General features: G+C 62.5%; 24 protein-coding genes. 17 read left to right on the top strand and 7 right to left on the bottom strand.

What is annotated here, in order from left to right:
- Nucleotides 1–6 precede the first annotated feature (6 nt).
- Both K3752_RS14440 and K3752_RS14435 read left to right on the top strand, forming a co-directional pair.
- Nucleotides 7–648: an LON peptidase substrate-binding domain-containing protein gene (locus K3752_RS14440; protein WP_093964265.1), complete on the top strand. Its 642-nt coding sequence runs from the start codon at nucleotides 7–9 to the stop codon at nucleotides 646–648.
- Nucleotides 645–830 carry a Trm112 family protein gene (locus K3752_RS14435; protein WP_093964266.1) on the top strand — a complete coding sequence of 62 codons (186 nt, stop codon included), beginning with the start codon at nucleotides 645–647 and terminating at the stop codon, nucleotides 828–830. Before K3752_RS14440 ends, K3752_RS14435 begins: the two co-directional genes overlap by 4 nt.
- Here the strand turns inward: K3752_RS14435 and K3752_RS14430 are convergent.
- On the bottom strand, nucleotides 827–2053 hold the full coding sequence (locus K3752_RS14430) for an FAD-dependent monooxygenase (RefSeq protein WP_260063607.1): 1227 nt from the start codon (nucleotides 2051–2053) through the stop codon (nucleotides 827–829). The genes K3752_RS14435 and K3752_RS14430 overlap by 4 nt on opposite strands.
- Before the next feature lie 93 nt (nucleotides 2054–2146).
- On the opposite strand from K3752_RS14430, the gene K3752_RS14425 reads away from it, so the two are divergent.
- The 4 genes from K3752_RS14425 to K3752_RS14410 all read left to right on the top strand — a co-directional run bounded on the left by K3752_RS14425 (nucleotide 2147) and on the right by K3752_RS14410 (nucleotide 8319).
- On the top strand, nucleotides 2147–3475 hold the full coding sequence (locus K3752_RS14425) for an amidase (RefSeq protein ID WP_260063606.1): 1329 nt from the start codon (nucleotides 2147–2149) through the stop codon (nucleotides 3473–3475).
- A 109-nt stretch (nucleotides 3476–3584) separates the two neighbouring features.
- Nucleotides 3585–4766 carry an aminotransferase class I/II-fold pyridoxal phosphate-dependent enzyme gene (locus K3752_RS14420; protein WP_260063605.1) on the top strand — a complete coding sequence of 394 codons (1182 nt, stop codon included), beginning with the start codon at nucleotides 3585–3587 and terminating at the stop codon, nucleotides 4764–4766.
- Nucleotides 4767–4779: 13 nt separating this feature from the next.
- The gene (locus K3752_RS14415) at nucleotides 4780–7683 is read left to right on the top strand and encodes a DNA translocase FtsK (protein WP_260063604.1); all 2904 of its coding nucleotides are present in this window, start codon (nucleotides 4780–4782) and stop codon (nucleotides 7681–7683) included.
- Between the two features lie 39 nt (nucleotides 7684–7722).
- Entirely contained in the window at nucleotides 7723–8319 is a 597-nt protein-coding gene (locus K3752_RS14410) for an outer membrane lipoprotein carrier protein LolA (protein WP_170342281.1), read from the top strand.
- Nucleotides 8320–8331: 12 nt separating this feature from the next.
- On the opposite strand, the gene K3752_RS14405 is transcribed toward K3752_RS14410, so the two are convergent.
- Nucleotides 8332–8913: a lytic transglycosylase gene (locus K3752_RS14405; RefSeq protein WP_093964271.1), complete on the bottom strand. Its 582-nt coding sequence runs from the start codon at nucleotides 8911–8913 to the stop codon at nucleotides 8332–8334.
- A gap of 188 nt (nucleotides 8914–9101) precedes the next feature.
- Here K3752_RS14405 and hspQ point away from each other — a divergent pair, with 188 nt between their 5' ends.
- Nucleotides 9102–9428: a heat shock protein HspQ gene (gene hspQ / locus K3752_RS14400; protein WP_170341320.1), complete on the top strand. Its 327-nt coding sequence runs from the start codon at nucleotides 9102–9104 to the stop codon at nucleotides 9426–9428.
- 24 nt (nucleotides 9429–9452) lie between these two features.
- On the opposite strand, the gene K3752_RS14395 is transcribed toward hspQ, so the two are convergent.
- The 3 genes from K3752_RS14395 to K3752_RS14385 form a co-directional block, all read right to left on the bottom strand.
- A complete protein-coding gene (locus tag K3752_RS14395) occupies nucleotides 9453–11030 on the bottom strand; it encodes a gamma-glutamyltransferase family protein (protein WP_260063603.1) in 1578 nt (525 codons plus the stop codon).
- A 188-nt stretch (nucleotides 11031–11218) separates the two neighbouring features.
- On the bottom strand, nucleotides 11219–11704 hold the full coding sequence (locus K3752_RS14390; protein ID WP_260063602.1) for an ATP-binding protein: 486 nt from the start codon (nucleotides 11702–11704) through the stop codon (nucleotides 11219–11221).
- Nucleotides 11701–12039: an STAS domain-containing protein gene (locus tag K3752_RS14385; RefSeq protein ID WP_260063601.1), complete on the bottom strand. Its 339-nt coding sequence runs from the start codon at nucleotides 12037–12039 to the stop codon at nucleotides 11701–11703. Before K3752_RS14385 ends, K3752_RS14390 begins: the two co-directional genes overlap by 4 nt.
- 100 nt (nucleotides 12040–12139) lie before the next feature.
- On the opposite strand from K3752_RS14385, the gene K3752_RS14380 reads away from it, so the two are divergent.
- Complete coding sequence (locus K3752_RS14380; protein WP_260063600.1) at nucleotides 12140–13312, top strand: acetyl-CoA C-acyltransferase; 1173 nt, start codon at nucleotides 12140–12142, stop codon at nucleotides 13310–13312.
- Between the two features lie 73 nt (nucleotides 13313–13385).
- Complete coding sequence (locus K3752_RS14375) at nucleotides 13386–13841, top strand: GAF domain-containing protein (RefSeq protein ID WP_170342295.1); 456 nt, start codon at nucleotides 13386–13388, stop codon at nucleotides 13839–13841.
- A 5-nt stretch (nucleotides 13842–13846) separates the two neighbouring features.
- On the opposite strand, the gene K3752_RS14370 is transcribed toward K3752_RS14375, so the two are convergent.
- Nucleotides 13847–14743 carry a cation diffusion facilitator family transporter gene (locus tag K3752_RS14370; RefSeq protein ID WP_170341329.1) on the bottom strand — a complete coding sequence of 299 codons (897 nt, stop codon included), beginning with the start codon at nucleotides 14741–14743 and terminating at the stop codon, nucleotides 13847–13849.
- A 38-nt stretch (nucleotides 14744–14781) separates the two neighbouring features.
- A complete protein-coding gene (locus tag K3752_RS14365) occupies nucleotides 14782–15054 on the bottom strand; it encodes a DUF1294 domain-containing protein (RefSeq protein WP_170341332.1) in 273 nt (90 codons plus the stop codon).
- A gap of 116 nt (nucleotides 15055–15170) precedes the next feature.
- On the opposite strand from K3752_RS14365, the gene K3752_RS14360 reads away from it, so the two are divergent.
- Genes K3752_RS14360 through K3752_RS14325 form a run of 8 tightly spaced genes read left to right on the top strand, consistent with a single transcriptional unit; the run spans nucleotide 15171 to nucleotide 22667 of the window.
- Nucleotides 15171–15740: a helix-turn-helix domain-containing protein gene (locus tag K3752_RS14360; RefSeq protein WP_260063599.1), complete on the top strand. Its 570-nt coding sequence runs from the start codon at nucleotides 15171–15173 to the stop codon at nucleotides 15738–15740.
- Nucleotides 15740–16363, top strand: coding sequence for a LysE family translocator (locus K3752_RS14355; protein WP_260063598.1), 624 nt, complete (start codon nucleotides 15740–15742; stop codon nucleotides 16361–16363). The genes K3752_RS14360 and K3752_RS14355 overlap by 1 nt, the downstream gene beginning before the upstream one ends.
- A 4-nt stretch (nucleotides 16364–16367) precedes the next feature.
- A complete protein-coding gene (locus K3752_RS14350; RefSeq protein ID WP_260063597.1) occupies nucleotides 16368–16748 on the top strand; it encodes a GFA family protein in 381 nt (126 codons plus the stop codon).
- A gap of 15 nt (nucleotides 16749–16763) precedes the next feature.
- Nucleotides 16764–19211: an FAD-dependent oxidoreductase gene (locus tag K3752_RS14345; protein WP_260063596.1), complete on the top strand. Its 2448-nt coding sequence runs from the start codon at nucleotides 16764–16766 to the stop codon at nucleotides 19209–19211.
- A gap of 15 nt (nucleotides 19212–19226) precedes the next feature.
- Nucleotides 19227–19703, top strand: a complete 477-nt coding sequence (locus K3752_RS14340; protein WP_093964282.1) for a cupin domain-containing protein — start codon at nucleotides 19227–19229, stop codon at nucleotides 19701–19703.
- 12 nt (nucleotides 19704–19715) lie between these two features.
- Nucleotides 19716–20768 carry an alcohol dehydrogenase family protein gene (locus K3752_RS14335; RefSeq protein ID WP_170364283.1) on the top strand — a complete coding sequence of 351 codons (1053 nt, stop codon included), beginning with the start codon at nucleotides 19716–19718 and terminating at the stop codon, nucleotides 20766–20768.
- A 12-nt stretch (nucleotides 20769–20780) separates the two neighbouring features.
- The gene (locus K3752_RS14330) at nucleotides 20781–21674 is read left to right on the top strand and encodes a homocysteine S-methyltransferase family protein (protein WP_260063595.1); all 894 of its coding nucleotides are present in this window, start codon (nucleotides 20781–20783) and stop codon (nucleotides 21672–21674) included.
- 9 nt (nucleotides 21675–21683) lie between these two features.
- Nucleotides 21684–22667, top strand: a complete 984-nt coding sequence (locus K3752_RS14325) for a GlxA family transcriptional regulator (protein WP_170342312.1) — start codon at nucleotides 21684–21686, stop codon at nucleotides 22665–22667.
- The last annotated feature ends 50 nt before the right edge of the window (nucleotides 22668–22717 follow it).

The raw sequence follows: 22717 nt of genomic DNA, 5'->3' as shown, positions 1-22717 counted from the left end.
GGAAACATGATGCATCCCGCCGATCTGCCGGACACGGTGTCCGTGTTTCCTCTGCCCGGGGCGCTGTTGCTGCCCCGGTCACGCCTGCCGCTGCATATTTTCGAGCCTCGTTACCTGCAAATGCTGGATGACGCCTTGAAAACCAAAGAGCGGCTGATTGGCATGGTCCAGCCGAACCCTTGTCAGAACGACGACACCAAATTGCATCGGATCGGATGCGCCGGACGTGTCACGCAGTTTTCCGAGACCGAAGACGGGCGCTATCTGATCACTCTGTCCGGTGTGTCCCGGTTTCGCATCCAATCCGAATTGGATGGTTTCACGCCGTATCGTCGCTGCGCCGTTACCTGGGACGGGTTCGACCGCGATCTGGGGAAAGGGGAAATAGACGATACGTTCGACCGGTCCGGTTTCCTGCGTCTGCTGGGGCGTTACTTTTCCGCCCGCCAACTGTCGACCGATTGGGAGTCACTGAACGAGGCGGATGACGAATTGCTGGTCAATTCCCTGTCTATGCTTCTGGATTTCGACCCTGAGGACAAGCAGGCCCTGCTTGAGGCGCCCTGTCTGCGCACCCGGCGCGAAACGCTTGTCACACTGATCGAATTCTCGCTGCGCGGGGGTTCAAACGAGGAACAATTGCAATGACTGAGACGGAACCGGGATTCGACCGCCACATGCTCGAGGCGCTGATCTGCCCACAGACTCATACCACGCTGGAATATGACGCCGAGCGGCAGGAGTTGGTCTCGAAAGCCGCTGGTCTGGCTTTTCCCATCCGCAACGGGATTCCGGTGATGCTGGTGGATGAGGCGCGCAAGCTCGACTAGATCGGGCGGCCCTGCAGCAGCTTGGGCAGGTCGCCTGTCAAACCGGCGGCCTCGCGCACGAAGCCGCGGCGCAGGCTGGGCAGGGAGCCCACGATGCCCATTCCGATGTCGCGCCCCAGCCGCAGTATCGGATTGTCGTTCGAAAACAGCTTGTTGAACACATCCGTCGCCATTGCCAGGGCCGCCGTGTCAAAGCGGCGCCATTCCTGATAGCGCTCCAGAACCAGCACCGAGCCGATGTCCTCGCCGCGTCGCCCGGCCAGCGTCAGAACCTCGGCCAGCGCGCCGACGTCGCGCAGCCCGGCGTTCAGCCCCTGACCGGCGATCGGGTGCATGCCATGGGCCGCATCACCCACCAGCGCCAGCCGCTCGGCGATGAAGGAATTGGCGATGGTCAGGTTCAGCGGATAGGTGAACCGGTCGCCCTGCAGGCGGATGTCACCCAGAAAACCGCCGAATCTGGGCCGCAGAACCTGAAGGTACTCGGCCTCGTCCAGCGCGTTGATGCGCTGCGCGGTGTCAGAGCGTTCGCTCCAGACGATCGAGCTGCGATTGCCGGTCAGCGGCAGGATCGCCAGCGGGCCGGGGGGCATGAAGAACTGATGTGCGATGCCGTAATGCGGCAGGTCGTGTTCGATGGCGCAGACCAGCGCGGTCTGGCCGTAGTCCCATCCGGTCCGCTTGATCAAGGCGCGGGCGGCGGTGCCGCTGCGGCGGCCGTCACACCCCACCAGAAGCCGACCGGACAGCGCCGATCCGTCATCCAGCGTCACGGTCACGCCACCAGGCCCGGTTTCCTGCGCAACCACGGTTTTGCCATCGACCCGAGTGATCGCCGGTTCTGCCTCCATCGCCGCAAGAAACGCGCGCCGCAGGTGACGGTCCTCGACCATATAGCCCATCGGGCCTTCCTCGATCTCGGCATGGTCGAAATGCATGAAAAACGGCGACGGGCCTGCGCCCGCATGGCCATCGGTGACCTTGATCTCCAACATCGGCTGGGCGTGGTCCGCGACCCGCTCCCAAATGCCGATCGCGGCCAGCAACCGTTGCGAGGCCAGCGCCAGCGCATAGGCACGCCCGTCGAACGCCGCGGTCTTGCGCACCTTCTCGGCCAGCGCGTCGATCACGGTGACGCTGTGCCCGGTCTGCGCCAGCGCCAGCGCCAGGGCGGGGCCGTTCAGCCCGCCGCCCACGATCAAGATATCGGAAACCTGTGTCATGCGGTGCAATATGCGCGCCCTTTCGGGATTGTCCATGTGCAGTCCTGTCGCTACCGTCGCCGAAACACGAATTTTTCCGACAAGGGGGCAAAGATGCAGGACTGGCTGACCATGACGGCATGTGACCTGGGCCGGGGGATCGGCATGGGGCAGATCGATCCCGAGGAACTGACCGAGGTCTATCTGGCGGCCATCGACGCCCATCCGCACCGCGATCGCATCTATGCCCGCGTCACGCATGACCGCGCCCGCGCCGAAGCCCGCGCGGCCAAGGAACGGGTGGCCCAAGGGCTGCGCCGGTCCCTGCTGGATGGGGTGCCGATCAGCTGGAAGGATCTGTTCGACACCGCCGGGATCGGAACCGAGGCCGGATCGGCCCTGCTGCGCGGCCGGGTTCCCGACCATGACGCAACCGTTCTGCGCAACGCGACGGCCATGGGCGCGGTCTGTCTGGGCAAGACGCATATGAGCGAGCTGGCCTTCTCGGGCCTTGGCCTGAACCCCGTCACCGCGACGCCGCCCTGCGTGAATGACGAAAAGGCGGTTCCGGGCGGGTCGTCCTCGGGTGCGGTGGCGTCGGTGGCCTTTGGTCTGGCGGCCTGCGGAATCGGCTCGGATACGGGCGGATCGGTGCGCATTCCGGCCGCGTGGAACGACCTGGTGGGGCTGAAAACCACCTCGGGACGGCTGAGCCTTGAGGGCGTGGTGCCCCTGTGCCTGCGGTTCGACACGGTCGGCCCGCTGGCGCGGTCCGTCGAGGATGCGGCGCAGATGCTGGCGCTGCTGGAAGGCGGAACGCCGGCCGATCTGCGGGGCGCCAGCCTGAAGGGGCGGCGGTTTGCCGATCTGCAGACCATCGCGCAGGACGATATGCGCGACGCGCCACGCCAGGCCTATGCCGAGGCGCTGGACCGCCTGCGTGATGCAGGGGCCGAAATCGTGCCGCTGGAGGTGCCGGAACTGACCGAGGCGATGGGCCTGTCCGGTGTTCTCTACACCACCGAAGCCTATGGCCTGTGGCGTGACGTGATCGAGGCCAACCCTGAGGCGATGTATCCCGAAATCCTTGAACGGTTCCGCGCGGGCAAGGGGCATTCCGGCCCGGATTACGTGGCCGCGTGGTCGCGGCTGAAAGCCTGCCGGTCGGCCTGGGACGCGGCCACCGCCGGCTTTGACGCGGTTCTGGCCCCCACCGCGCCGATCCTGCCGCCGGATCTGGACCGGCTGATGAACGACCATGACTACTACGTCACCGAGAACCTTCTGGCCCTGCGCAACACCCGGATCGGCAACCTGATGGGGCTGGCGGCGCTGTCGCTGCCCACCACGATACCGTCCTGCGGGCTGATGATGTTGGGCTATCCGGGCTCGGAAGAGGCGCTTTTGCGGCTGGGCGCGGCGGCCGAGGCGGTTCTGACCTGAATGCCACAATCCCCTGATTCGGAACCTCTTTGTCTGGACGCGCGGGGGTTCGGCCTGTAATCTGCTGGAAAACCGGGGCGCCAATGATCCCGGTATCGAGGCAGCAGTCATGAATTTCCCCGAGCGGTTTTCGAACCTACCGGCCTATGCTTTTCCGCGTCTACGCGCCCTGCTCGACCATCACGTGCCGGGCGGTGATGTCGTGCATATGACGATTGGCGAGCCCAAGCATGACTTTCCGCCCTGGGTGACCGATGTCATCGTGGAAAATGCCGCCGGATTTCAGAAATACCCGCCGAACGAGGGGTCCGACGCGCTGCGCGGGGCCATCGCCGACTGGATCGACCGTCGCTATGGCGTGCGGATGGACCCCGAGACCAACATCATGGCGCTGAACGGCACGCGCGAGGGGTTGTATAACGCCGCCATGGCGCTCTGCCCCGAGCAGAAGAACGGCCAGCAGCCGATCGTTTTGTGCCCCAACCCGTTCTATCAGGTCTACATGGTGGCCTCGATCTCGGTCGGGGCGCAGCCGTATTTTGTGCCGGCCACCGCGGCCACCGGGCATCTGCCGGACTATGCCGGCCTGCCAGAGGATGTGCTGAACCGCACCGCCGTGGCCTATATCTGTTCGCCCGCCAACCCGCAGGGGGCCGTCGCCTCGCGCGACTACTGGGCCGAGCTGATCCGGCTGGCCGAGCAGTATGATTTCCGCATCTTCGCCGACGAGTGCTATTCTGAGATATTCCGCGATACGCCGCCCACCGGCATCCTGACCGTCGCGCAGGAGCTGGGCGCCGACCCCGAGCGGATCACGCTGTTCAACTCGCTGTCGAAACGGTCGAACCTGGCAGGGCTGCGGTCGGGGCTGATAGCGGGCGGGCCGGAAAGCATCAAGCGGGTCAAGCAGTTGCGCGCCTATGCCGGGGCGCCCTTGCCGTCGCCGTTGCAGGCCGCCGCGGCCAAGGTCTGGGCCGATGAGGCGCATGTTCAGGAAAACCGTGCGCTGTATCAGGAAAAATACGCCATCGCCGATCAGGTGTTTACGGGCGTTCAGGGCTATATGCCGCCCGAGGCGGGGTTCTTTCTTTGGCTTCCTGTCGAAGATGGCGAGCAGGCCGCATTGAAGCTGTGGCAGGAAGCCGGGGTTCGGGTCCTGCCGGGCGCATATCTTTCACAAGGGGATCCGGGGCAGAACCCGGGCAAAGGCTTTATCAGGGTCGCGATGGTGGCCCCAAAAACAGAGATGCAGCGCGGGCTGATCACGCTCCGCGACTGCATCTATTCGTGAGGTACGAGGGCACATGGCATCTTACAACGCGCGCAACCGCGACCCATTGCTGGACAGCACCACCCAGGCCGCGATCGAGCGGCGCAGCAAGGAACTGATCGGAATCGCCTTGATCTTGGCCGGCCTGGCCGCCGCGGCGATGATCTGGTCCTACACGCCGGATGATCCGAACTGGATGGTCTCGACCGACGCGCCGGTGCAGAACTGGCTGGGCCGGTTCGGCGCTTCGATCGCCGCACCGTTGTTCATGATCGTGGGCTGGGGCAGCTTTGGCATCGCGCTGGTGCTGGTCGGCTGGGGCGTGCGCTTTGCCGGCCATTTCGGCGAGGATCGCGCCGTGGCCCGCCTGATTTTCGCGCCGATCTGGATCGCCGTCCTCTCGGTCTATGCCGCAACGCTGGTGCCCGGTGCCGAATGGCGCGCGACGCACAGCTTTGGTCTGGGCGGTCTGTTCGGCGACACGGTGATGGGGGCGCTGCTGACGCTGTTGCCGATCTCGTCGCATTTCATGGTCAAGCTGATGTCGCTGGCAATGGCGGCCGGCATGCTGGCATTGGGCGTCTTTGTGCTGGGTTTCACCAAATCGGACGTCCGGCGCGGGTTCCGGTCTTTCCTGCTGGGTCTGGTGATGGCCTATGACATGCTGATGACCGCGCTGGGGCAGGGGGCTTCGGCCACGGCCCGTGCGGCGCAGGCGCGCCGGGAAAAGTGGCAAGAACGCAAGGCAACCCAAGCCGCCGGTGCCGAATTCGAGGATGAACTGGCCTATGCCGATCCGGTCTTTGAAGAGCCCGAGATCGCAGCCCCCGAGCCGGCCAAAACGGGCCTGCTTGCGCGCATGCCCGGCCTGATCCGCCGCCCCGAGCCGATGCCCGAACCCGAACTGGTCGACCCGGAACCTGTTACCGGATATTGCGAGATGCCGGGCGAGGACCGGATCCGCTCGAAGATCTCCGCGGTGATCCAGAACCGCAAGGTCGCCACCGGTGAAATCGCGCCCGAGCCCGATCCGAACCGCCCGCTGACCAAGGGGCGCGGCCGTGGTCCCGACCCGCTGATCCTGAATGCGCCGCAAGCGGGCAACCTTCCGCCCGAACCTCCGCTGACTGCCGCCGGGCTCCCGCCCGAGCCGCCGTTGACAGGTCACCCGGCGCAGCCTTCTGCGGATATGGAGACGTTCGCGGAAGACCCGGTCTCGACCTATGCGCCTGAGGATATCGACGACGATCAGGTGTTTGAGGATGCAGAGGACCCAATCGCCGAGGCGCGCCCGGCCATGAAAATCCCGGTTGCCGAACCGCGCAAGCCGGTTGTCGCGCAGCCAGTCCGGCGCAACGTCCTGCCGTCGCGACGGGCTCAGGCCGAAGCGCAGCCCAGCCTGTCTTTCGAAGAGCGGCACACGGATTTCGAACTGCCGCCGCTCAGCCTGCTCACGAACCCGTCGGGTATTCAGCGTCATCACCTCAGTGACGAAGCGCTGGAGGAAAACGCGCGGATGCTTGAGAACGTGTTGGATGATTATGGGGTCAAAGGCGAGATCGTGAGTGTCCGCCCCGGCCCTGTCGTCACGATGTACGAGTTGGAACCCGCACCGGGCCTGAAAGCCAGCCGCGTGATCGGGCTGGCCGATGATATCGCCCGGTCTATGTCGGCCCTTTCAGCGCGGGTCTCGACCCTGCCCGGACGTTCGGTCATCGGTATCGAACTGCCCAACGAGAACCGCGAGATGGTGGTCCTGCGCGAAATCCTGGCAAGCCGCGATTTCGGCGACGGCACCCATGCGCTGCCGCTGGCGCTGGGCAAAGATATCGGCGGAGGCTCGGTCGTGGCCAACCTGGCCAAGATGCCCCACCTGCTGATCGCCGGGACGACCGGTTCGGGCAAGTCGGTGGCGATCAACACGATGATCCTGTCGCTGCTCTACAAGCTGACACCGGACGAATGCCGCCTGATCATGATCGACCCCAAGATGCTGGAACTTTCCGTCTATGACGGCATCCCGCATCTGCTGTCGCCGGTCGTGACCGACCCGAAAAAGGCGGTGGTTGCCCTGAAATGGGTCGTCGGCGAGATGGAGGACCGCTATCGCAAGATGTCCAAGATGGGCGTGCGCAACATCGCCGGCTACAACGGCCGGGTGAAGGACGCGCTGTCCAAGGGCGAATTGTTCAGCCGCACGGTCCAGACCGGGTTCGATGACGAAACCGGAGAGCCGATCTTCGAGACCGAAGAATTCGAACCCAAGGCCATGCCCTATATCGTCGTCATCGTCGACGAGATGGCTGACCTGATGATGGTGGCCGGCAAGGAGATCGAAGCCTGCATCCAGCGTCTGGCGCAGATGGCACGGGCCTCGGGCATCCACCTGATCATGGCCACGCAGCGGCCCTCGGTGGACGTCATCACCGGCACGATCAAGGCCAACTTCCCGACCCGGATCTCGTTCCAGGTGACGTCGAAAGTCGACAGCCGGACCATCCTGGGAGAGATGGGGGCCGAACAGCTGCTGGGGCAGGGCGACATGCTGTACATGGCCGGCGGCGCCAAGATCACCCGCTGCCACGGGCCGTTCGTGTCCGATGAAGAGGTCGAGGAGGTCGTGAACCACCTCAAGCAGTATGGCCCGCCCGACTATGTCGGCAGCGTGCTGGACGGCCCGTCCGAGGACAAGGCCGACAATATCGACGCGGTTCTGGGGCTGAACACCGGCGGTAACACCAATGGTGAGGATGCCCTGTACGATCAGGCGGTTGCCATCGTGATCAAGGATCGCAAGTGTTCTACCTCGTACATCCAGCGGAAACTTGCCATCGGCTACAACAAGGCTGCACGGCTGGTCGAGCAGATGGAGGACGAAGGCGTTGTTTCGGCAGCAAATCACGTGGGCAAACGCGAAATCCTCGTCCCGGAACAGTAGGATATTTAATAACAAGGGCAGAGCGCATATCTGTGTGTCATGAAACAGATTGCCTTTGCCCTTGCCCTTGCTTTGACTGCCCCTGCAGCCTGGGCCGCCGACAAGCTGCCCTTGTCGCAGATCTCGAACTATCTGAACGGACTGAAGGCCGTTCAGACGACGTTTACCCAAGTCAACGATGACGGATCGCTGAGTACCGGCAAGCTGTGGCTGCAGCGCCCCGGCAAGATGCGGTTCGAATACGATCCGCCCAACAGCGCGGTGGTGCTGGCCAATGCCGGCACCGTGATGGTGTTCGACCCCAAATCGAACCAGCCGCCCGAGCAGTACCCGTTGAAGCGCACACCGCTGTCGCTGGTTCTGGCGCGCAACGTGAACCTGTCGCAGGCCAACATGGTAGTCGGCCACACATTTGATGGCACAGCCACGGTCGTCACCGCGCAGGACCCGAAAAACCCCGAGTCCGGGCGGATCGAGCTGATGTTCACGGCAAATCCGATCGAGTTGAGGAAATGGGTCATCTACGACAACGCCGGGGGGCAAACCACGGTGCTGCTGGGCCCCCTCAACGAAGATGTCAGAATCGACAGCGGCCTGTTTTCGAACAAGGCGCGGCGCGGGTCAGAAAACCGCTGACCCGCGGCTCTTTCAGTAGCGACAGCTGGACAGCTGCGCCTGGTACATCTGCGCACGTGCGTCCACGTCATTGGCCACGTTCAATAGCCAGGTCTTGCCGTAGTGGCTGCCGCGTGCGTAACCCGCGCGACCTTCGTGATACGCCAGATACTGGTTCCGCGTGTCGCTGGTCGAGATGCCGATCTTCTGACTGCTTTTGTTCATGTACCAACCGACGAAATCTGACGCGTCACGAATGCGGTCACGCTTGGCGCGCCGCTTCCCCGTTTCGCGCTGATATTCTTCCCAGGTTCCGTCCAGGGCCTGGCTGAAGCCATAGGCGCTGCTCTGACGGCCCATCGGAATAACCCCCAGAACATATTTGTGGGGCGTCCGCGCGTCGTGACGATAGCGGCTTTCTTGGTAGATGGTTGCCATCTGGACATGAACCGGGACACCCCATTTGCGTTCGGTGCTTTTGAACGCCTTGATCATGTCCGGCCGCTCGCGCGCGATGGCGCAAGCGTCATTGAGGTTGCTGGGCGGACGCTGTGCGCCGCCCCCACAGGATGCCAAAAACAGCACCCCGAAGAGTACGAGAAGTTTTCTGCTCATGTGCCTCGTGCCTTTTTTTCTTTATTCTAGCGCAGATTGCAGGCTGAGGAAATCACAATCGTATAAGAAACTGTGCCGCAGGCCGCCGACTGTCAGGCATAGGTTCACAGACTGTTTCCGGGAATTTCAGATCAATGATTGGCAATTGCCGGCGGAAAGGTTTAGTAAGTGCCTTGGGGGCTGAAACAATGCTGAAGACACATGCAAAGTACCGCCTGGGCCAGGTGGTTCGTCACAAGAAACATCCCTTCCGAGGGGTGATTTTTGACGTGGATCCGGAATTTGCGAACACCGAGGAATGGTACGAGGCAATTCCCGAAGACAGCCGCCCGATCAAGGATCAGCCGTTCTACCATTTGCTGGCCGAGAACGATCAATCCTTCTATGTGGCTTATGTATCAGAGCAAAATCTGATTGCCGACCAGTCAGGCGAACCTGTTGATCATCCTGATATTCCCAACATGTTCGGGCCGTTTCAGGACGGCAGCTATCCGCTGCACTTCCAACTGAACTGATGCGGTGCTGACGCCGTTGCGGCGTCAGTAACCCAAAGCGCAGCCGTCCTTTCGGGGGTCGCTAGCGCCTTCCAAAACTCCGCTTTGATGGATTCGGATCGCCTGTGCACCGCCCAAAGGTGTTTCCGTCTCGACGACATTGTGGCCCAAGTCTGACAATTGTTGCGCGATCCTGCGGTTGTAGCCCGGTTCGATCTTCAAGATCGAACCGTCGGCAAAAACGCGGGGGGCGTCGACGGCGTGCTGCAGCCCCAAGTCGAAATCCAGAAGGTTGGAAACCAGGCGCGCGTGGCCTGTCGGCTGATAGGCCCCGCCCATCACGCCGAACGGCATGGCTATCTGGCCGTTTTGCTTCAGTATCGCGGGAATGATCGTGTGCATTGGGCGCTTGCCGCCGCCCAGTTCGTTCGGATGTCCCGGTTCAAGGTTGAAACCACATCCGCGGTTCTGCAGGAGAATGCCGAACTTTTCCGAGGCGATGCCCGATCCGAAGCTGTGGAAGATGGAGTAGATCAGAGAAACAGCCATACGATCCCGGTCGACGACCGTGACATAAACCGTGTCCTTGTGCACCGCTTCGGTCAGCGGGGCGGCGGCGGTCATGGCGCGCCGGGGATCAATCAGCTCGGCCAGCTTTGCCGCCGTTTCCGGCGCCAGAAAATGTCCCATGCGCGACGACTGATCCGGGTCGGCGATAAACCGGTTGCGTGCATCGTAGGCCAGCTTGGTCGCCTCGGCTTCGATATGCGCCCGTTCGGCGCCCCACGGGTCCATGCCTGCAATGTCGAAATGCTTGAGGATGTTGAGAAGCAGGATCGCAGTCGCGCCTTGTCCGTTCGGCGGATGTTCCAGCAGTTCAGCGTTGCGGTAGTCACCTCCGACCGGTGAGGCTTCGATGAACTTTGTGTCGTGAAAGTCCGTGGCCGAATGAACACCGCCTCGGGAATTCAACGCGGCCAGCATGTCATCGGCGATTTCGCCCTCATAAAAGGCGTCACGCCCATTTCGGGCCACGCGACGCAGGACTTCTGCCTGACCCGGAGCGCGAAACATCTGACCTGTCGTTGGGGCGCGGCCGTCGATTAGATAGTGATCCCGCGCTGCGCCCTGCAGCGTTTCGGCCCCGATCGACCAGTCATGCGCGACGCGAGGTGCAACCGGAACGCCCGTTTCGGCATAGTGAATTGCAGGTTGAAGAAGGGCCTCGATCCCCAATCGACCCTCGGCCTCTGACAGGTGGCAGAATGCGTCAACAGCCCCGGGGATCGTCACCGCTTCGGGGCCGTCAAGTGGCACCGCAGCCAACCCACGGGCCCGCAGATCTTCGACCGAGGCGCCAGCGGGCGCCCGCCCTGATCCGTTCAGCGCGCGCACCTTCGTTTCGCCAGCGCGATTGTAAAGAACGAAACAGTCGCCACCCAGACCTGTCATCTGCGGTTCGCAGATGCCCAGAAGTACGCCCGCGGCAATGGCGGCGTCCATTGCGTTTCCGCCGCGGCCCAGAATATCCAGCGCCACCTTTGCAGCCAGCGGATGCGAGGTTGCGCACATCCCTTCGGTCGATAAAACCTCGGAACGGCCGGGGGCGTGGAAATCGCGCATGGAATGGGTCTCCTCCTGAACGGGTCGACACTAGGGTGCCGTTGGCTGATGTCCAGTCATTTCAAGGAGAAGGTCCTCGGCGCCGTTCACTGGGTGGGGGCTGTGACACATGGCGCCGAGGGAAGCTATCTGAGCTACCCCTTGTTTCTGCCCGTCGTTTGCGGCGCGACAATGGTCCGATCTGGGCGTTATTGTGGCCGATCCGCTTTTTTTGTGCGCTCAAACCGCAAGAATAGCAGGTTCTGGCCGTTTCTGCGGTCATACCGCACGTCGTCGGCCAATGTGCGGATCAGGAACCAACCGAATCCACCTTCGGGCAGATTTGAAGTATCGGTTTCCACACTGGCAGGAATGCCATCAGGCATCTTAAAGCCGGGCAAGGGGTGCCCAGTGTCAGTGATCTGGACCTCCAGGTAATCTTTGGAGTCCAGCACGGAAACCCGAACCATTCCGGGCGCGCGCTCAGCATAGGCGTGTTCGACAACATTGTTGATCGCCTCGGCCAACACGATCTTGATGTCGGCAGTCTTTTGCCCCGGCAAACCGAGATTCGACAGCCCCGCGTGCAACGAAGCGATGGCGCGGCTGGCCTCGGCTTTGACGGCAGGGAACGCCACTTCGAGTCGGCCGTCTTCGCAGTTGACTGTCACGCCATTTGCCCCCTGACGCTTCACTCCAACTCGGAGGCCAGCGCGTCATCCAAGTTGGGATGCAGTTTGAAAACCGTATCCATCCGCGTCAGCCGAAAAACCTTGGCCACGACAGGCTGCAATCCTGCCAGTTCCAGCCTGCGCCCATTTCCAAGTTGCTTCATGGACGCCACGATCGCGCCCAATCCACTGGAGTCTATGAACTCGACCGCAGACAGGTCCAGGATGATCCGACCGGCGCCATCTGCGGTTTGGGTCCGCATGTCTTCCTTGAACTGTATCGCCATGGCGGCGTCGATGCGGGCGGCGTCGACTGTGATGATCTGCGTCTTGCCTGTCGTTTTGCTGCTCAGTGCCACGTGACTTCCCTCGGATTCCGTCGATCGATCGTAGAAATACGCTAGACGGCATTTCTTACCATTCGGTATCCAAGCACTCGACAAAAGGAGGAGTCGTCACATGAAAGAGGTTGTGATCGCTGGTGCTGCCCGGACGCCGATGGGCGGGTTTCAAGGAATGTTCGACGGCGTGCCTGCGGCGGAACTGGGTGGCGTCGCCATTCGCGCGGCGCTTGAAAACGCCAAGACGCAGACGGTCGACGAGGTTTTGATGGGCTGCGTTCTGCCCGCCGGTCAGGGGCAGGCTCCGGCGCGGCAGGCAGGGTTTGCGGCAGGTCTGGGTGAAGAGGTGCCTGCGACCACGCTGAACAAGATGTGCGGGTCGGGCATGAAGGCGGCGATGATGGCGTTCGATCAAATCGCGCTTGGCCATGCAGACTCGATGGTTGCGGGCGGAATGGAAAGCATGACGAATGCGCCCTACTTGCTGCCCAAGATGCGCGGCGGGGCGCGTATCGGTCACGGCCAGGTGGTGGATCACATGTTCCTGGACGGGCTGGAAGATGCCTATGACAAGGGCCGCCTGATGGGCACTTTTGCCGAAGACTGCGCCGAGGCTTATCAATTCACCCGAGAGGCGCAGGACGAGTACGCGTTGAAGTCGCTGTCGAATGCGCTCGAAGCGCAGGCCAGCGGGGCCTTCTCGAACGAAATCGCAACCGTCACGGTCCGAAGCCGCAAAGGTGAAATCATTCAGGATTCGGATGAGCAGCCCAAATCGGCGCGGCCGGAAAAGATACCGACGCTGAAGCCGGCATTCCGCAAGGATGGCACGGTGACGGCGGCCAATTCCTCGTCAATCTCGGATGGCGCGGCGGCGCTGGTTCTTGCCGCGGCTGACACGGCTGAAGCGCGCGGCCTGAATGTCCGTGCCCGCATCCTGGGCCATGCGAGCCACGCCCAGGCGCCCGGCCTTTTCACGACGGCTCCGGTCCCGGCCGCGCAGAAGCTGCTGGAACGGATCGGTTGGAGCAAGGACGACGTGGACTTGTGGGAAGTGAACGAGGCGTTTGCCGTTGTTCCGATGGCCTTCATGCACAAAATGGGCCTGCCGCGCGACAAGGTCAACGTCAACGGTGGCGCCTGCGCCCTTGGTCATCCGATCGGTGCCTCAGGTGCACGTATCATGGTGACGCTTCTAAATGCACTCGAGAAGCGTGGCCTGAAGCGCGGAGTGGCCGCGATCTGCATCGGAGGCGGCGAAGGCACCGCAATCGCGATCGAGCGGGTTTGACGCTTTGGCATTTTGCCATTAGCTGAACCGGGCCGCAGAGGTTGCGGCCCGGTTGCACATTGGAAATGACCCCATGAAAGCTGACTACGCGCTCTTGTCCAAAACCATCGAAGCCCTGACGGAAGGTGAAACTGACCAGGTCGCTCTGATGGCCACCGTCGCCTGCGAGGTGCATCACAGCGACGACCGCTTTGACTGGACAGGGTTTTACCGTGTGACCGAGCCGGAGTTGTTGAAGATCGGACCCTATCAAGGCGGGCATGGGTGTTTGGTCATTCCGTTCTCGCGCGGGGTCTGCGGGGCAGCAGCGCGGACCGGAGAGGTTCAGCTGGTCCCGGATGTGGATGCGTTTGAGGGGCACATTGCCTGTGCCTCGTCGACCCGGTCCGAATTGGTTCTGCCGGTGCGGGACTCTGCGGGGCAGGTCATCGGGGTCTTTGATATCGACAGCGATCAGCCCGATGCGTTCGAGCAGGCCGATGCCGATGGGCTGTCGCGTATCCTCGCGCAGGTTTTCGGGCGTCTGTAGAACCTTTATTCCGGTTCGATTCCCGAGGCTTTGAGCTGAGAGTCCGGCTCTACGTGAATGATGGTCCGGGCCTCGGGCAGCTTTTCGGCGATTGCATCTTCGATCGCGTCACAGATGTCGTGGGCGTCACCGACTGTCATGTTGCGATCGACGACCAGATGAAATTCGATGAACACGGCTTTGCCGGCCCGTCGGGTGCGCAGATCGTGGATCTGCAAGGCTCCCTGAGACGAGTTCCGAACGGCGGCCTCGATGATGTCCGTGTCCTCGGTGTGGGCAGCTGAATCCATCAGATCTCCGGCCGAATGGAAAATGACCTTCCAACCTTCGCGCAGAATATTCGCGGCCACCAGAATGGCCAGCAACGGGTCAAGAACGGCCCAGCCTGTGAGCAATACCAGGATCAGTCCCAACAAGACCCCGGCCGAGGTCCAGACGTCGGTCATCAGGTGGCGTCCATTGGCCGTCATGGCCGGCGAGCGCCGTTTCTGACCCGCCGAGATCAGCACGCGTGCCCAGACCAGGTTCAGGACCATGGCCGCGGCGTTCACTGCCAGTCCGATCGGCCCGAGTTGGTCCAGGTGTGGGGCGAACAAGGCACCCCAGGCTTCCTGAATGATCAGGATTGCGGCGAGAACGATCAGAGTCCCCTCGGCGATGGCCGAGAAGTTCTCGGCCTTGTGATGTCCGAAAGGGTGATTGCTGTCGGCAGGACGCTCCGCCATCCGAATGGCGAACCACGCCAGCAGCGCGCCAACTACGTTGACCAAAGATTCCATTGCGTCGGAATACAGAGCGACCGACCCGGTCAAATGCCATGCCAGGACCTTGAGCAGCAGCACCAGCAGGGACACCGCCACTGACCCGATGGCCAGCGCCTGGGACGAAGTTCTGTCAATCATGTGCAACCATTGCCCGATCGCACTGCCAATTTCCAGTTTCAAACAGAACTGTAGGTGAGGAACAGGTAGATCGCGCCCGCCTGCAGAGCCGCAATGGCATACAGCAGAGTCGTCAGCCGCTTTTTCCGAGTCTTGTGTCCGAATATCCAGCGACCCAGCAAAGCTGAGGGGCTGCCGCCCAACAGCGCCAGTCGCAAAAGCCACTTCTCCGGGACACGCCGCCTGCGTCGGATCGCCCGCAGCTTGTCCCAGCCGAACACCAGCAAAGTCAACGCGTTGATGGCCCAGAAATACAGAATGACGATCCACATTCCGCAGCCATAGCGTGGAAGGATCAGGACCGGTAGTGAAAAATATCTTGGAATTTTCACCGATTCGGGACATCGTGAAAAATGTGACGTAAATTTCATGACTCGGAGGGGAAAGCGTGAACGATCAGGCCCATATCGCTGCGACGCTAGGGGCGGACATTCGCGCGCTGCGCAAGGCGCGCGGGCTGACGCTGACCGATATCGCTTCGCGGTTGGACCGGTCGGTGGGCTGGCTCAGCCAGGTCGAGCGCGATTTGTCTGCTCCGTCGATCTCGGATCTGCGCCTGATCGCGGAATGCCTGGGCGTGCCGATGTCGATGCTGTTCGCCCATACCGGCGTTCTGGCCGGGGAACAGGGCTATGTGGTGCGCGCCGGTTCGCGCCGGCCGATGGGGTCGGGCGAGGAAGGGCTGATCGAGGAATTGCTGTCGCCTGACCTGACCGATGATTTCGAGATGGTGCATTCCACCTTTGAGCCCCACTCCCGGATGCAGACCCCGGCCAACCGTCCGACGCAGGAGGTTGGATACATGATCGCGGGCCGTCTTGACCTGACGATCGGAGGCCGAAATTTTACCGTCGGCGTCGGGGACAGCTTTCGGATCAAGCACGAACCCTATCAATGGGCGAACCCTTACGACGAACCCGCCGTGGCCGTCTGGGTGATCGCTCCGCCGGTGTACTGATGAGCTTTGAGGCCTGGACCATATTCGCGGTGTTCTGGGTGGTGTTCGTGACCACGCCGGGTCCGAATGCCGTGAATTGCATTTCGAACGGGATGAGCCTGCCATTTCCCAAGGCGATGCTTGGGGTTCTGGCGATCCTGACCCAGGCCAGCGCCTTTCTGATCCTGTCGGCTCTGGGGGTGACAGCCCTGATCGCGGCCTCGCCGACCGGGTTTTTTGTGGCCAAGCTGATCGGGGCGGGGTTCCTGATCTGGATGGGACTCCGGGGGTGGATGAACGCCGCGCGTCCCGCGCCGGCCAGCCAGCGCCCCGCCCGCCATGTCTACCTCCATGCCTTGGCCGTCGCCACGATCAATCCAAAGAGCGTCGCAGGTTACCTGGCCGCGTTTTCCCAGTTCGTGCAGCCTGATGTGCCGATCTGGCAGCAAATGGCGATCATCATGCCGACGGCGCTGATCATCACGACGCTCAGCTACACCGGGTTCACACTGTTGGGTGCGGTGATGGGGCGGGCGGCGCTGGGCGCCGTGTTCAACGTCTGGGTGCGCCGCATCATGGCCACCTGTTTCATCATTTATGGCGTCCTGCTGGGAACCAGCGCGGCACCTGCGGGAAAGGGATAGAACCATGCAAAAAGGATCGTGCCTTTGCGGTTCGGTGGCCTTCACGATCAACGGAGAGCTGTCACCGCCCTCGGCCTGCCACTGCGGGCAATGCCGTCGGCAGTCTGGGCATTATTGGGCCTCGACCGCGACCCACCAGGACAACCTGACCCTGAACAGCAGTGATACACTGGAATGGTTTCAGGCTTCGGACACGGCCCGGCGTGGTTTCTGCAAGGCATGCGGAAGCTTTCTGTTCTGGCAGCACAAGGACGAAGACACGATTTCGGTTTCGATGGGGGCTCTGGACCAGCCCACTCAGTTGAAACTGGCCCGCCACATCTTCGTGGCGGACAAGGGCGACTACTACGACATCACGGATGAACTGCCCCAAAGGGCACAATGACAGGGATCTAGAAACATGAGCGATTTTCCGACCAAGGCCCGCGTGGTCATCATCGGTGGCGGCGTCGTAGGGGCGTCCTCGCTGTACCATTTGGCCAAAAAGGGCTGGACCGACTGCGTTCTGCTGGAAAAGAACGAGCTGACCGCAGGGTCGACCTGGCACGCGGCGGGCAACGTGCCGACATTCTCGACCTCGTGGGCGATCATGAACATGCAGCGCTATTCGACCGAGCTGTATTCACGTCTTGGCGAAGAGGTCGACTACCCGATGAACTACCACGTGTCCGGCTCGATCCGTCTGGCGCACAGCAAAGAGCGGATGCAGGAGTTCCAGCGGGCCATGTCGATGGGCCGCTACCAGGGAATCCCGATGGAAATGTGGACGCCGGAGCAGGCCAAGGAACGCTACCCGTTCCTGGAAACTCATGATCTTGAGGGCGTTCTGTATGACCCGACCGATGGGGACATCGATCCTGCGCAGCTGACCCAGGCGCTGGCCAAGGGCGCACGCGACATGGGGCAGAAGATCATCCGGTTCTGCCCGGCCACCGGCGTGACCCAGCATGACGACGGCACCTGGACCGTCCACAGCGAAAAGGGCGACATCGACTGCGACTATGTCGTCAACGCGGCCGGCTACTACGCGCAGCGCGTGGGCGAATGGTTCAAACCCTTTGGCGGCCGCACCGTGCCCGCGATGGTCATGAGCCACCAGTATCTGCTGACTGACGAGATCCCTGAGGTCGAAGCCTGGTCCAAGGAAAACGGCGGCAAGCTACCGCTGTTGCGCGACGTAGATATCTCCTACTACCTGCGACAGGAAAAGCACGGCTTCAATCTCGGCCCGTACGAGCCCAATTGCAAGGGCCACTGGATGACCGAGGACGACCCGATGCCTGAGGATTTCAGCTTCCAGCTGTGGAACGACGATCTGGACCGGATCGAGGACATCGTCACTGACGCGATGGAGCGGGTGCCGCTGATGGCGACCTCGGGCGTGGGCCGCGTGATCAACGGGCCGATCCCCTATGCGCCCGACGGCCTGCCGCTGATCGGGCCGATGCCCGGCGTCAAGAACGCCTTCGAGGCGCATACCTTCACCTTCGGCATCGCCCAAGGCGGCGGTGCAGGCAAAGTGCTGGCCGAATGGATCGTGGATGGTGCCACCGAATGGGACATGTGGGCCGTCGATCCGCGACGCTACACCGATTACACCGATCAGGACTACTGCAACCAGAAGGGCATGGAGGTCTACGGCAACGAATACGCCATGCACTTCCCCCATCACGAATGGCCCGCCGCGCGCGACAAGAAGCTGTCGCCCGTGCATGCCAAGGTCAAGGAACTGGGCGGCGTCATGGGCGTCTACAACGGCTGGGAGCGCGCCAACTGGTTCGCGCAGCCGGGTGACGACACCTCCGAGGAAAGCACCCACACCTGGGGCCGCTCGGGTCCGTGGGAGCAGCGGATCAAGGAAGAATGCGAGGCCGTGCGCGACCATTGCGGCGTGCTCGACCTGCCGGGTTTCTCGCGCTTTGTCGTCAAGGGCGAAGGCGCGGCCGAGGCGCTGCGCGGGCTGGTCACCGGCGGCCTGCCCAAGGTGGGGCGGATCAACCTCGTCTACATCGCCGACAATCGCGGCCGCATCCTGACCGAGATGTCCTGCATGCGCCTGGGCGAGGATGAGTTCGTGATGATCACCGCCGCCACCGCGCAATGGCACGACCGCGACATCCTTGTGAACGCGATGCCCGCGGGTGTCACGGTCGAGGACGTGACCACCACCCGCGACACGCTGATCGTGACCGGTCCGAAATCCCGTGAGATCCTGTCGGGCCTGACCGACGCCGACCTCTCTCTGGGTTGGCTGACCCATCAGGCGGCCACCGTGGCCGGACAGCCCGCCCACCTGATCCGCGTGTCCTTTGCCGGTGAACTGGGCTGGGAGGTGCATGCACTCAACGAGCACATGCCCGCGATCTATGACGCGATCCTTGCCGCCGGGGCCAAGCCGTTCGGCATGTATGCGCTGAACAGCCTGCGCATCGAAAAGGGATACCGCGCGTGGAAGGGAGATCTCAGCACCGACTACTCGCTGCTCGAAGGCGGGCTGGAGCGCTTCGTCAAGTTCGACAAGCCGCAGGATTTCCCCGGCAAGACCGCGTTGCTGGCGGAAAAGCAGCGTGGAGTGAAGAAGTCTTTCGTCACGCTGGTCGTCGAGGCCGGTGACTGCGATGCGCCTTACATGTCCTGCATCTGGCAGGGCGACCAGATCGTGGGCGAGACCACATCGGGCGCCTGGGGCTATCGTGTCGGCAAGTCCGTCGCGCTGGGCATGATCAAGGCCGATCTGGCCAACCCGGGCACTGAGCTTGAGGTGGAAATCTACGGCGAAAAGTGTCGCGCCGTGGTACAGGAGGACCAGCCGCTGTGGGATCCCGCAAACGAGCGGCTGCGCGCCTGACACAAGGAGGCCCATATGCGCCCGCGATATTCCAAGCAGGGACCCGGTGAGGGTCCCAACTATGACTGGGAGAATGACCATACCTTCGTGAAGGTTTCCGGTCAGGACACGGGCGGGGCCTACACCCTGATGGAAGACAACTTGAAGGCCAGCTTCGCGCTTGGCCTTCATCGCCACGACAGCCACGCCGAGACTTTCTATTTCCTTGAGGGCGCCGTGGATTTCTACGTCGACGGAGATTGGCACCTGTGCACGCCGGGCACCACCATGCATGTTCCGCCGGGTGTGCCGCATGCCTGCCGCGTCGCCGACAACAAACCGGCACGAATGCTCATGATCTTTCAACCCTCCGGGTTTGACGGTTTCCTTGCGGAACTGGCAACCATGACCCAGGCAGATTTTGAGGACGAGGCCAAGATGGCCGATCTGAATGCCCGCTACGACATCGTGCCGATGGGGCCGGTGCCGCCCCATCCCGACGACCAGACCTGAGAAGCCAGCGAAATGAATGCTCCAAAGACGATGTGCGGTGTCTATCTGACAGGTCACGGTGGTCCAGAAGTTCTGGAATGGCGCGAGGATATTCCGGTTCCAGTACCCGGGCCCGGGCAGGTTCTGGTCCGCGTGGTCGCGGCAGGCGTCAACAACACCGACATCAACACGCGGATCGGATGGTATTCCTCGGACGTCACCGGCGCGACGGACGCGGTTGACCAAGAGGTCGAAGCCGGCGGGTGGGGCGGCGCGCTGTCCTTTCCCCGCATTCAAGGCGGAGATATTTGCGGCATAGTCGAGCAGATCGGGCCGGGTGCCGGCGTCAAACCGGGGCAACGCGTGACCTGCCCGATCAACCTGCCGCGCCCGCGCCCGGGTAACCCGACAGGCTTCATCGCGCTTGGGTCCGAGATCGACGGGTCTTTTGCGCAATACTGCCTGCTCGAGGCGGATGACCTCTATGACGTGACCGCCTCACCGCTGTCGGACGTGGAAATCGCCGCCATCCCCTGTGCGTTCGGGACGGCCGAGAACCTGTTGACCCGCGCGGGCGTGACTGCCGGGCACAAGGTGCTGATCACCGGCGCCTCGGGCGGCGTCGGGCTGGCGGCCGTGCAATTGGCAGCCTTGCGGGGAGCAACCGTGTGGGGGGTGACCAGTGCCGCCAAGGCCGAAGTGGTACGGGCGCAGGGTGCGGCTGGTACGTTCGAGCGCGACGCGCCGCTGCCTCAGGACAGCTTTGACGTGGTGATCGACGTGGTCGGCGGCCCGGCCTTTTCCGGCCTGATCCTGGCACTGAAGCCGGGCGGCCAATATGCCGTGTCCGGGGCCATCGCCGGCCCGATCGTGCAGGCTGATCTGCGCGAAATCTACCTGCGCGACATCACGATCCACGGCTGCACTCACCAAGCCTTCGAAGTTTTTGGCCGACTGGTCGAGTTGATGAACGCGGGTCGGATCAAGCCGTTGATTTCCAAGACTTACCCGCTGCGCGAGATCGTCCAGGCGCAGACGGACTTTCAATCAAAGACCCTGCCCGGAAAGCTGGTTCTCATACCGTAAGGAGGCACCGAGATGGCAGACATCACGCTGTTGGATGGTTCGATCGGTCAAGAGCTGGTCAAACGTCGTGGCGAACAGCCAACCGCCTTGTGGTCAACCCGCGTAATGATCGACGAGCCGGGGTTGGTCGGAGAGATCCACCGGGATTATTTCGACCGCGGGGCAACCGTCGCGACGACAAACACCTATGCGGTCCACCGCTCTCGCCTCGTACGAGCGGGGATCGAGGACCAGCTGGGGCAACTCATCGATGCGGCTCTGACACAGGCCGAACTGGCGCGCGATGGGCGGGCGGGGCGTATCGCCGGTGCGCTGGGCCCCTTACTGGCCACCTATCGCCCCGATCTGAACCCCGATCCCGACGAGGCCGCGCAGAAATTCGCGGAACTGGTGCGATTGATGCAGAACCGGGTGGACCTGTTTCTGATCGAAACCGTCTCGTCCGTGACCGAGGCCGAAGGCGCGCTGCGTGGAACTGAAGGCTGTGGCAAGCCGGTCTGGCTGGCCCTGTCGGTCATGGACGAGGACGGTACGCGGCTGAGGTCGGGCGAACCGCTGGGCGCGATCGCGCCACTGGTCGAACGCTTCGATCCCCAGGCGGTTCTGATCAATTGCACCCGACCCGAGGCGGTGCCCGCGGCGCTGGAGATCCTTGCGGAACTTGAAAAGCCCTACGGTGCCTACGCGAATGGTTTCACCCGGATTTCCGACGGCTTCCTGAAAGACGCTCCGACAGTCGACGCGCTGGAGGCGCGCCACGATCTGGACCCGTCGGCCTATGCCGTACATGCGATGAGTTGGGTTGACCAAGGGGCCACGATCATCGGTGGATGCTGCGAAGTGGGCCCTGAGCACATCGAAGCTTTGGCCAACGCCCTGCGCTCGGCCGGGCACAGGATCGTGTGAGTGGCGGGTATGGCGGAGAAACCGGACCCTGGAAAACCCGAAGGCGTCAAGGCGCAGTGGCATTTTGACATCATCACCGCGCCGGGCTTCGTTCTGCTGGAACTGGCGTCGGTGGTGGATGTGCTGCGTCTCGCCAATCGGGTTTGCCCGCACCCGCCGTTCACTTATGCCTATCGGTCGCTCAAGGGAGGGACCATCGTCAGCAGCAGCGGCGCCAGCATTCCGACCCAGCCCGTTACGCGCCAACCGGACGCCGACTATCTGTTCGTGATCGGCAACACCGACCCGGACCAGCCCGAGCTGTCGCTGGGCCGGGTTGTGTCCGACTATACCTATCGCGGTGCGCAGGTCTTTTTGCTGGCCGAGGCCGCCAGCCGATATATCGACGAACACGGCACGCCCGATATGGCAACACATTGGGAAAACGCGTCGATCTTCCGCGAACGCGGTGCCCGGTTCGAGGCCAAGCTTTCGATCGCGACCGAGCAGGGCCCGGTCGTGACCTGCGCGGGAATGGGGGCCACGGCCGATATTGCTTTGGCGGTGATCGGGCGTCACATCTCGGGGCCGGCCAAGATGACGGTGGCTGACATCATGCTGCACGAACACATCCGCGATTTTTCGTCGTTGCAGCCGTTTTCGGGCGCCAAGACGACAACGACCGGGGACGCCCGGCTGGATCAGTGCATCAAGTTGATGCAGGCCAATATCGAAGATCCATTGCCCATCAATCAACTGGTCGAAGAGCTTGGAATGTCGAACCGCTCGCTGGAGCGCAAATTCAAGACATTCTTCGGCACCACGCCGAACGGGTTCTATCGGGAGATGCGGTTGGCCAAGGCCAACAACCTGCTTTTGAATACCACTATGAGCGTGCGCGAAATCGGCCTCGCCTGCGGCTTTCCCAACGGGTTCTCATCCGTTTACAAAAGCTTTTTCGGGATCACGCCATTCGCTCTGCGCCGCCAGAAACGCCAATCGGCGCTGCGGTGATTTTTGTGCCGCAGTTGACGTTTTTGCTGCATTTTTTGTCGCCTGTTCGT

It is taken from the genome of Ruegeria sp. B32 (genome assembly GCF_025141855.1).
Taxonomy (GTDB): Bacteria; Pseudomonadota; Alphaproteobacteria; order Rhodobacterales; family Rhodobacteraceae; genus Ruegeria; species Ruegeria arenilitoris.
The sequence above is the reverse complement of the archived record's forward strand: the minus strand, read 5'-3'. Positions and strand labels throughout refer to the sequence as shown.

Coding starts and splice junctions, on each gene's coding strand:
- K3752_RS14440 (WP_093964265.1), top strand. CDS start 7: ATGATGCATCCCGCCGATCTGCCGGACACGGTGTCCGTGTTTCCTCTG.
- K3752_RS14435 (WP_093964266.1), top strand. CDS start 645: ATGACTGAGACGGAACCGGGATTCGACCGCCACATGCTCGAGGCGCTG.
- K3752_RS14430 (WP_260063607.1), bottom strand. CDS start 2,053: ATGACACAGGTTTCCGATATCTTGATCGTGGGCGGCGGGCTGAACGGC.
- K3752_RS14425 (WP_260063606.1), top strand. CDS start 2,147: ATGCAGGACTGGCTGACCATGACGGCATGTGACCTGGGCCGGGGGATC.
- K3752_RS14420 (WP_260063605.1), top strand. CDS start 3,585: ATGAATTTCCCCGAGCGGTTTTCGAACCTACCGGCCTATGCTTTTCCG.
- K3752_RS14415 (WP_260063604.1), top strand. CDS start 4,780: ATGGCATCTTACAACGCGCGCAACCGCGACCCATTGCTGGACAGCACC.
- K3752_RS14410 (WP_170342281.1), top strand. CDS start 7,723: ATGAAACAGATTGCCTTTGCCCTTGCCCTTGCTTTGACTGCCCCTGCA.
- K3752_RS14405 (WP_093964271.1), bottom strand. CDS start 8,913: ATGAGCAGAAAACTTCTCGTACTCTTCGGGGTGCTGTTTTTGGCATCC.
- hspQ (WP_170341320.1), top strand. CDS start 9,102: ATGCTGAAGACACATGCAAAGTACCGCCTGGGCCAGGTGGTTCGTCAC.
- K3752_RS14395 (WP_260063603.1), bottom strand. CDS start 11,030: ATGCGCGATTTCCACGCCCCCGGCCGTTCCGAGGTTTTATCGACCGAA.
- K3752_RS14380 (WP_260063600.1), top strand. CDS start 12,140: ATGAAAGAGGTTGTGATCGCTGGTGCTGCCCGGACGCCGATGGGCGGG.
- K3752_RS14375 (WP_170342295.1), top strand. CDS start 13,386: ATGAAAGCTGACTACGCGCTCTTGTCCAAAACCATCGAAGCCCTGACG.
- K3752_RS14370 (WP_170341329.1), bottom strand. CDS start 14,743: ATGATTGACAGAACTTCGTCCCAGGCGCTGGCCATCGGGTCAGTGGCG.
- K3752_RS14365 (WP_170341332.1), bottom strand. CDS start 15,054: ATGTGGATCGTCATTCTGTATTTCTGGGCCATCAACGCGTTGACTTTG.
- K3752_RS14355 (WP_260063598.1), top strand. CDS start 15,740: ATGAGCTTTGAGGCCTGGACCATATTCGCGGTGTTCTGGGTGGTGTTC.
- K3752_RS14350 (WP_260063597.1), top strand. CDS start 16,368: ATGCAAAAAGGATCGTGCCTTTGCGGTTCGGTGGCCTTCACGATCAAC.
- K3752_RS14345 (WP_260063596.1), top strand. CDS start 16,764: ATGAGCGATTTTCCGACCAAGGCCCGCGTGGTCATCATCGGTGGCGGC.
- K3752_RS14340 (WP_093964282.1), top strand. CDS start 19,227: ATGCGCCCGCGATATTCCAAGCAGGGACCCGGTGAGGGTCCCAACTAT.
- K3752_RS14335 (WP_170364283.1), top strand. CDS start 19,716: ATGAATGCTCCAAAGACGATGTGCGGTGTCTATCTGACAGGTCACGGT.
- K3752_RS14330 (WP_260063595.1), top strand. CDS start 20,781: ATGGCAGACATCACGCTGTTGGATGGTTCGATCGGTCAAGAGCTGGTC.
- K3752_RS14325 (WP_170342312.1), top strand. CDS start 21,684: ATGGCGGAGAAACCGGACCCTGGAAAACCCGAAGGCGTCAAGGCGCAG.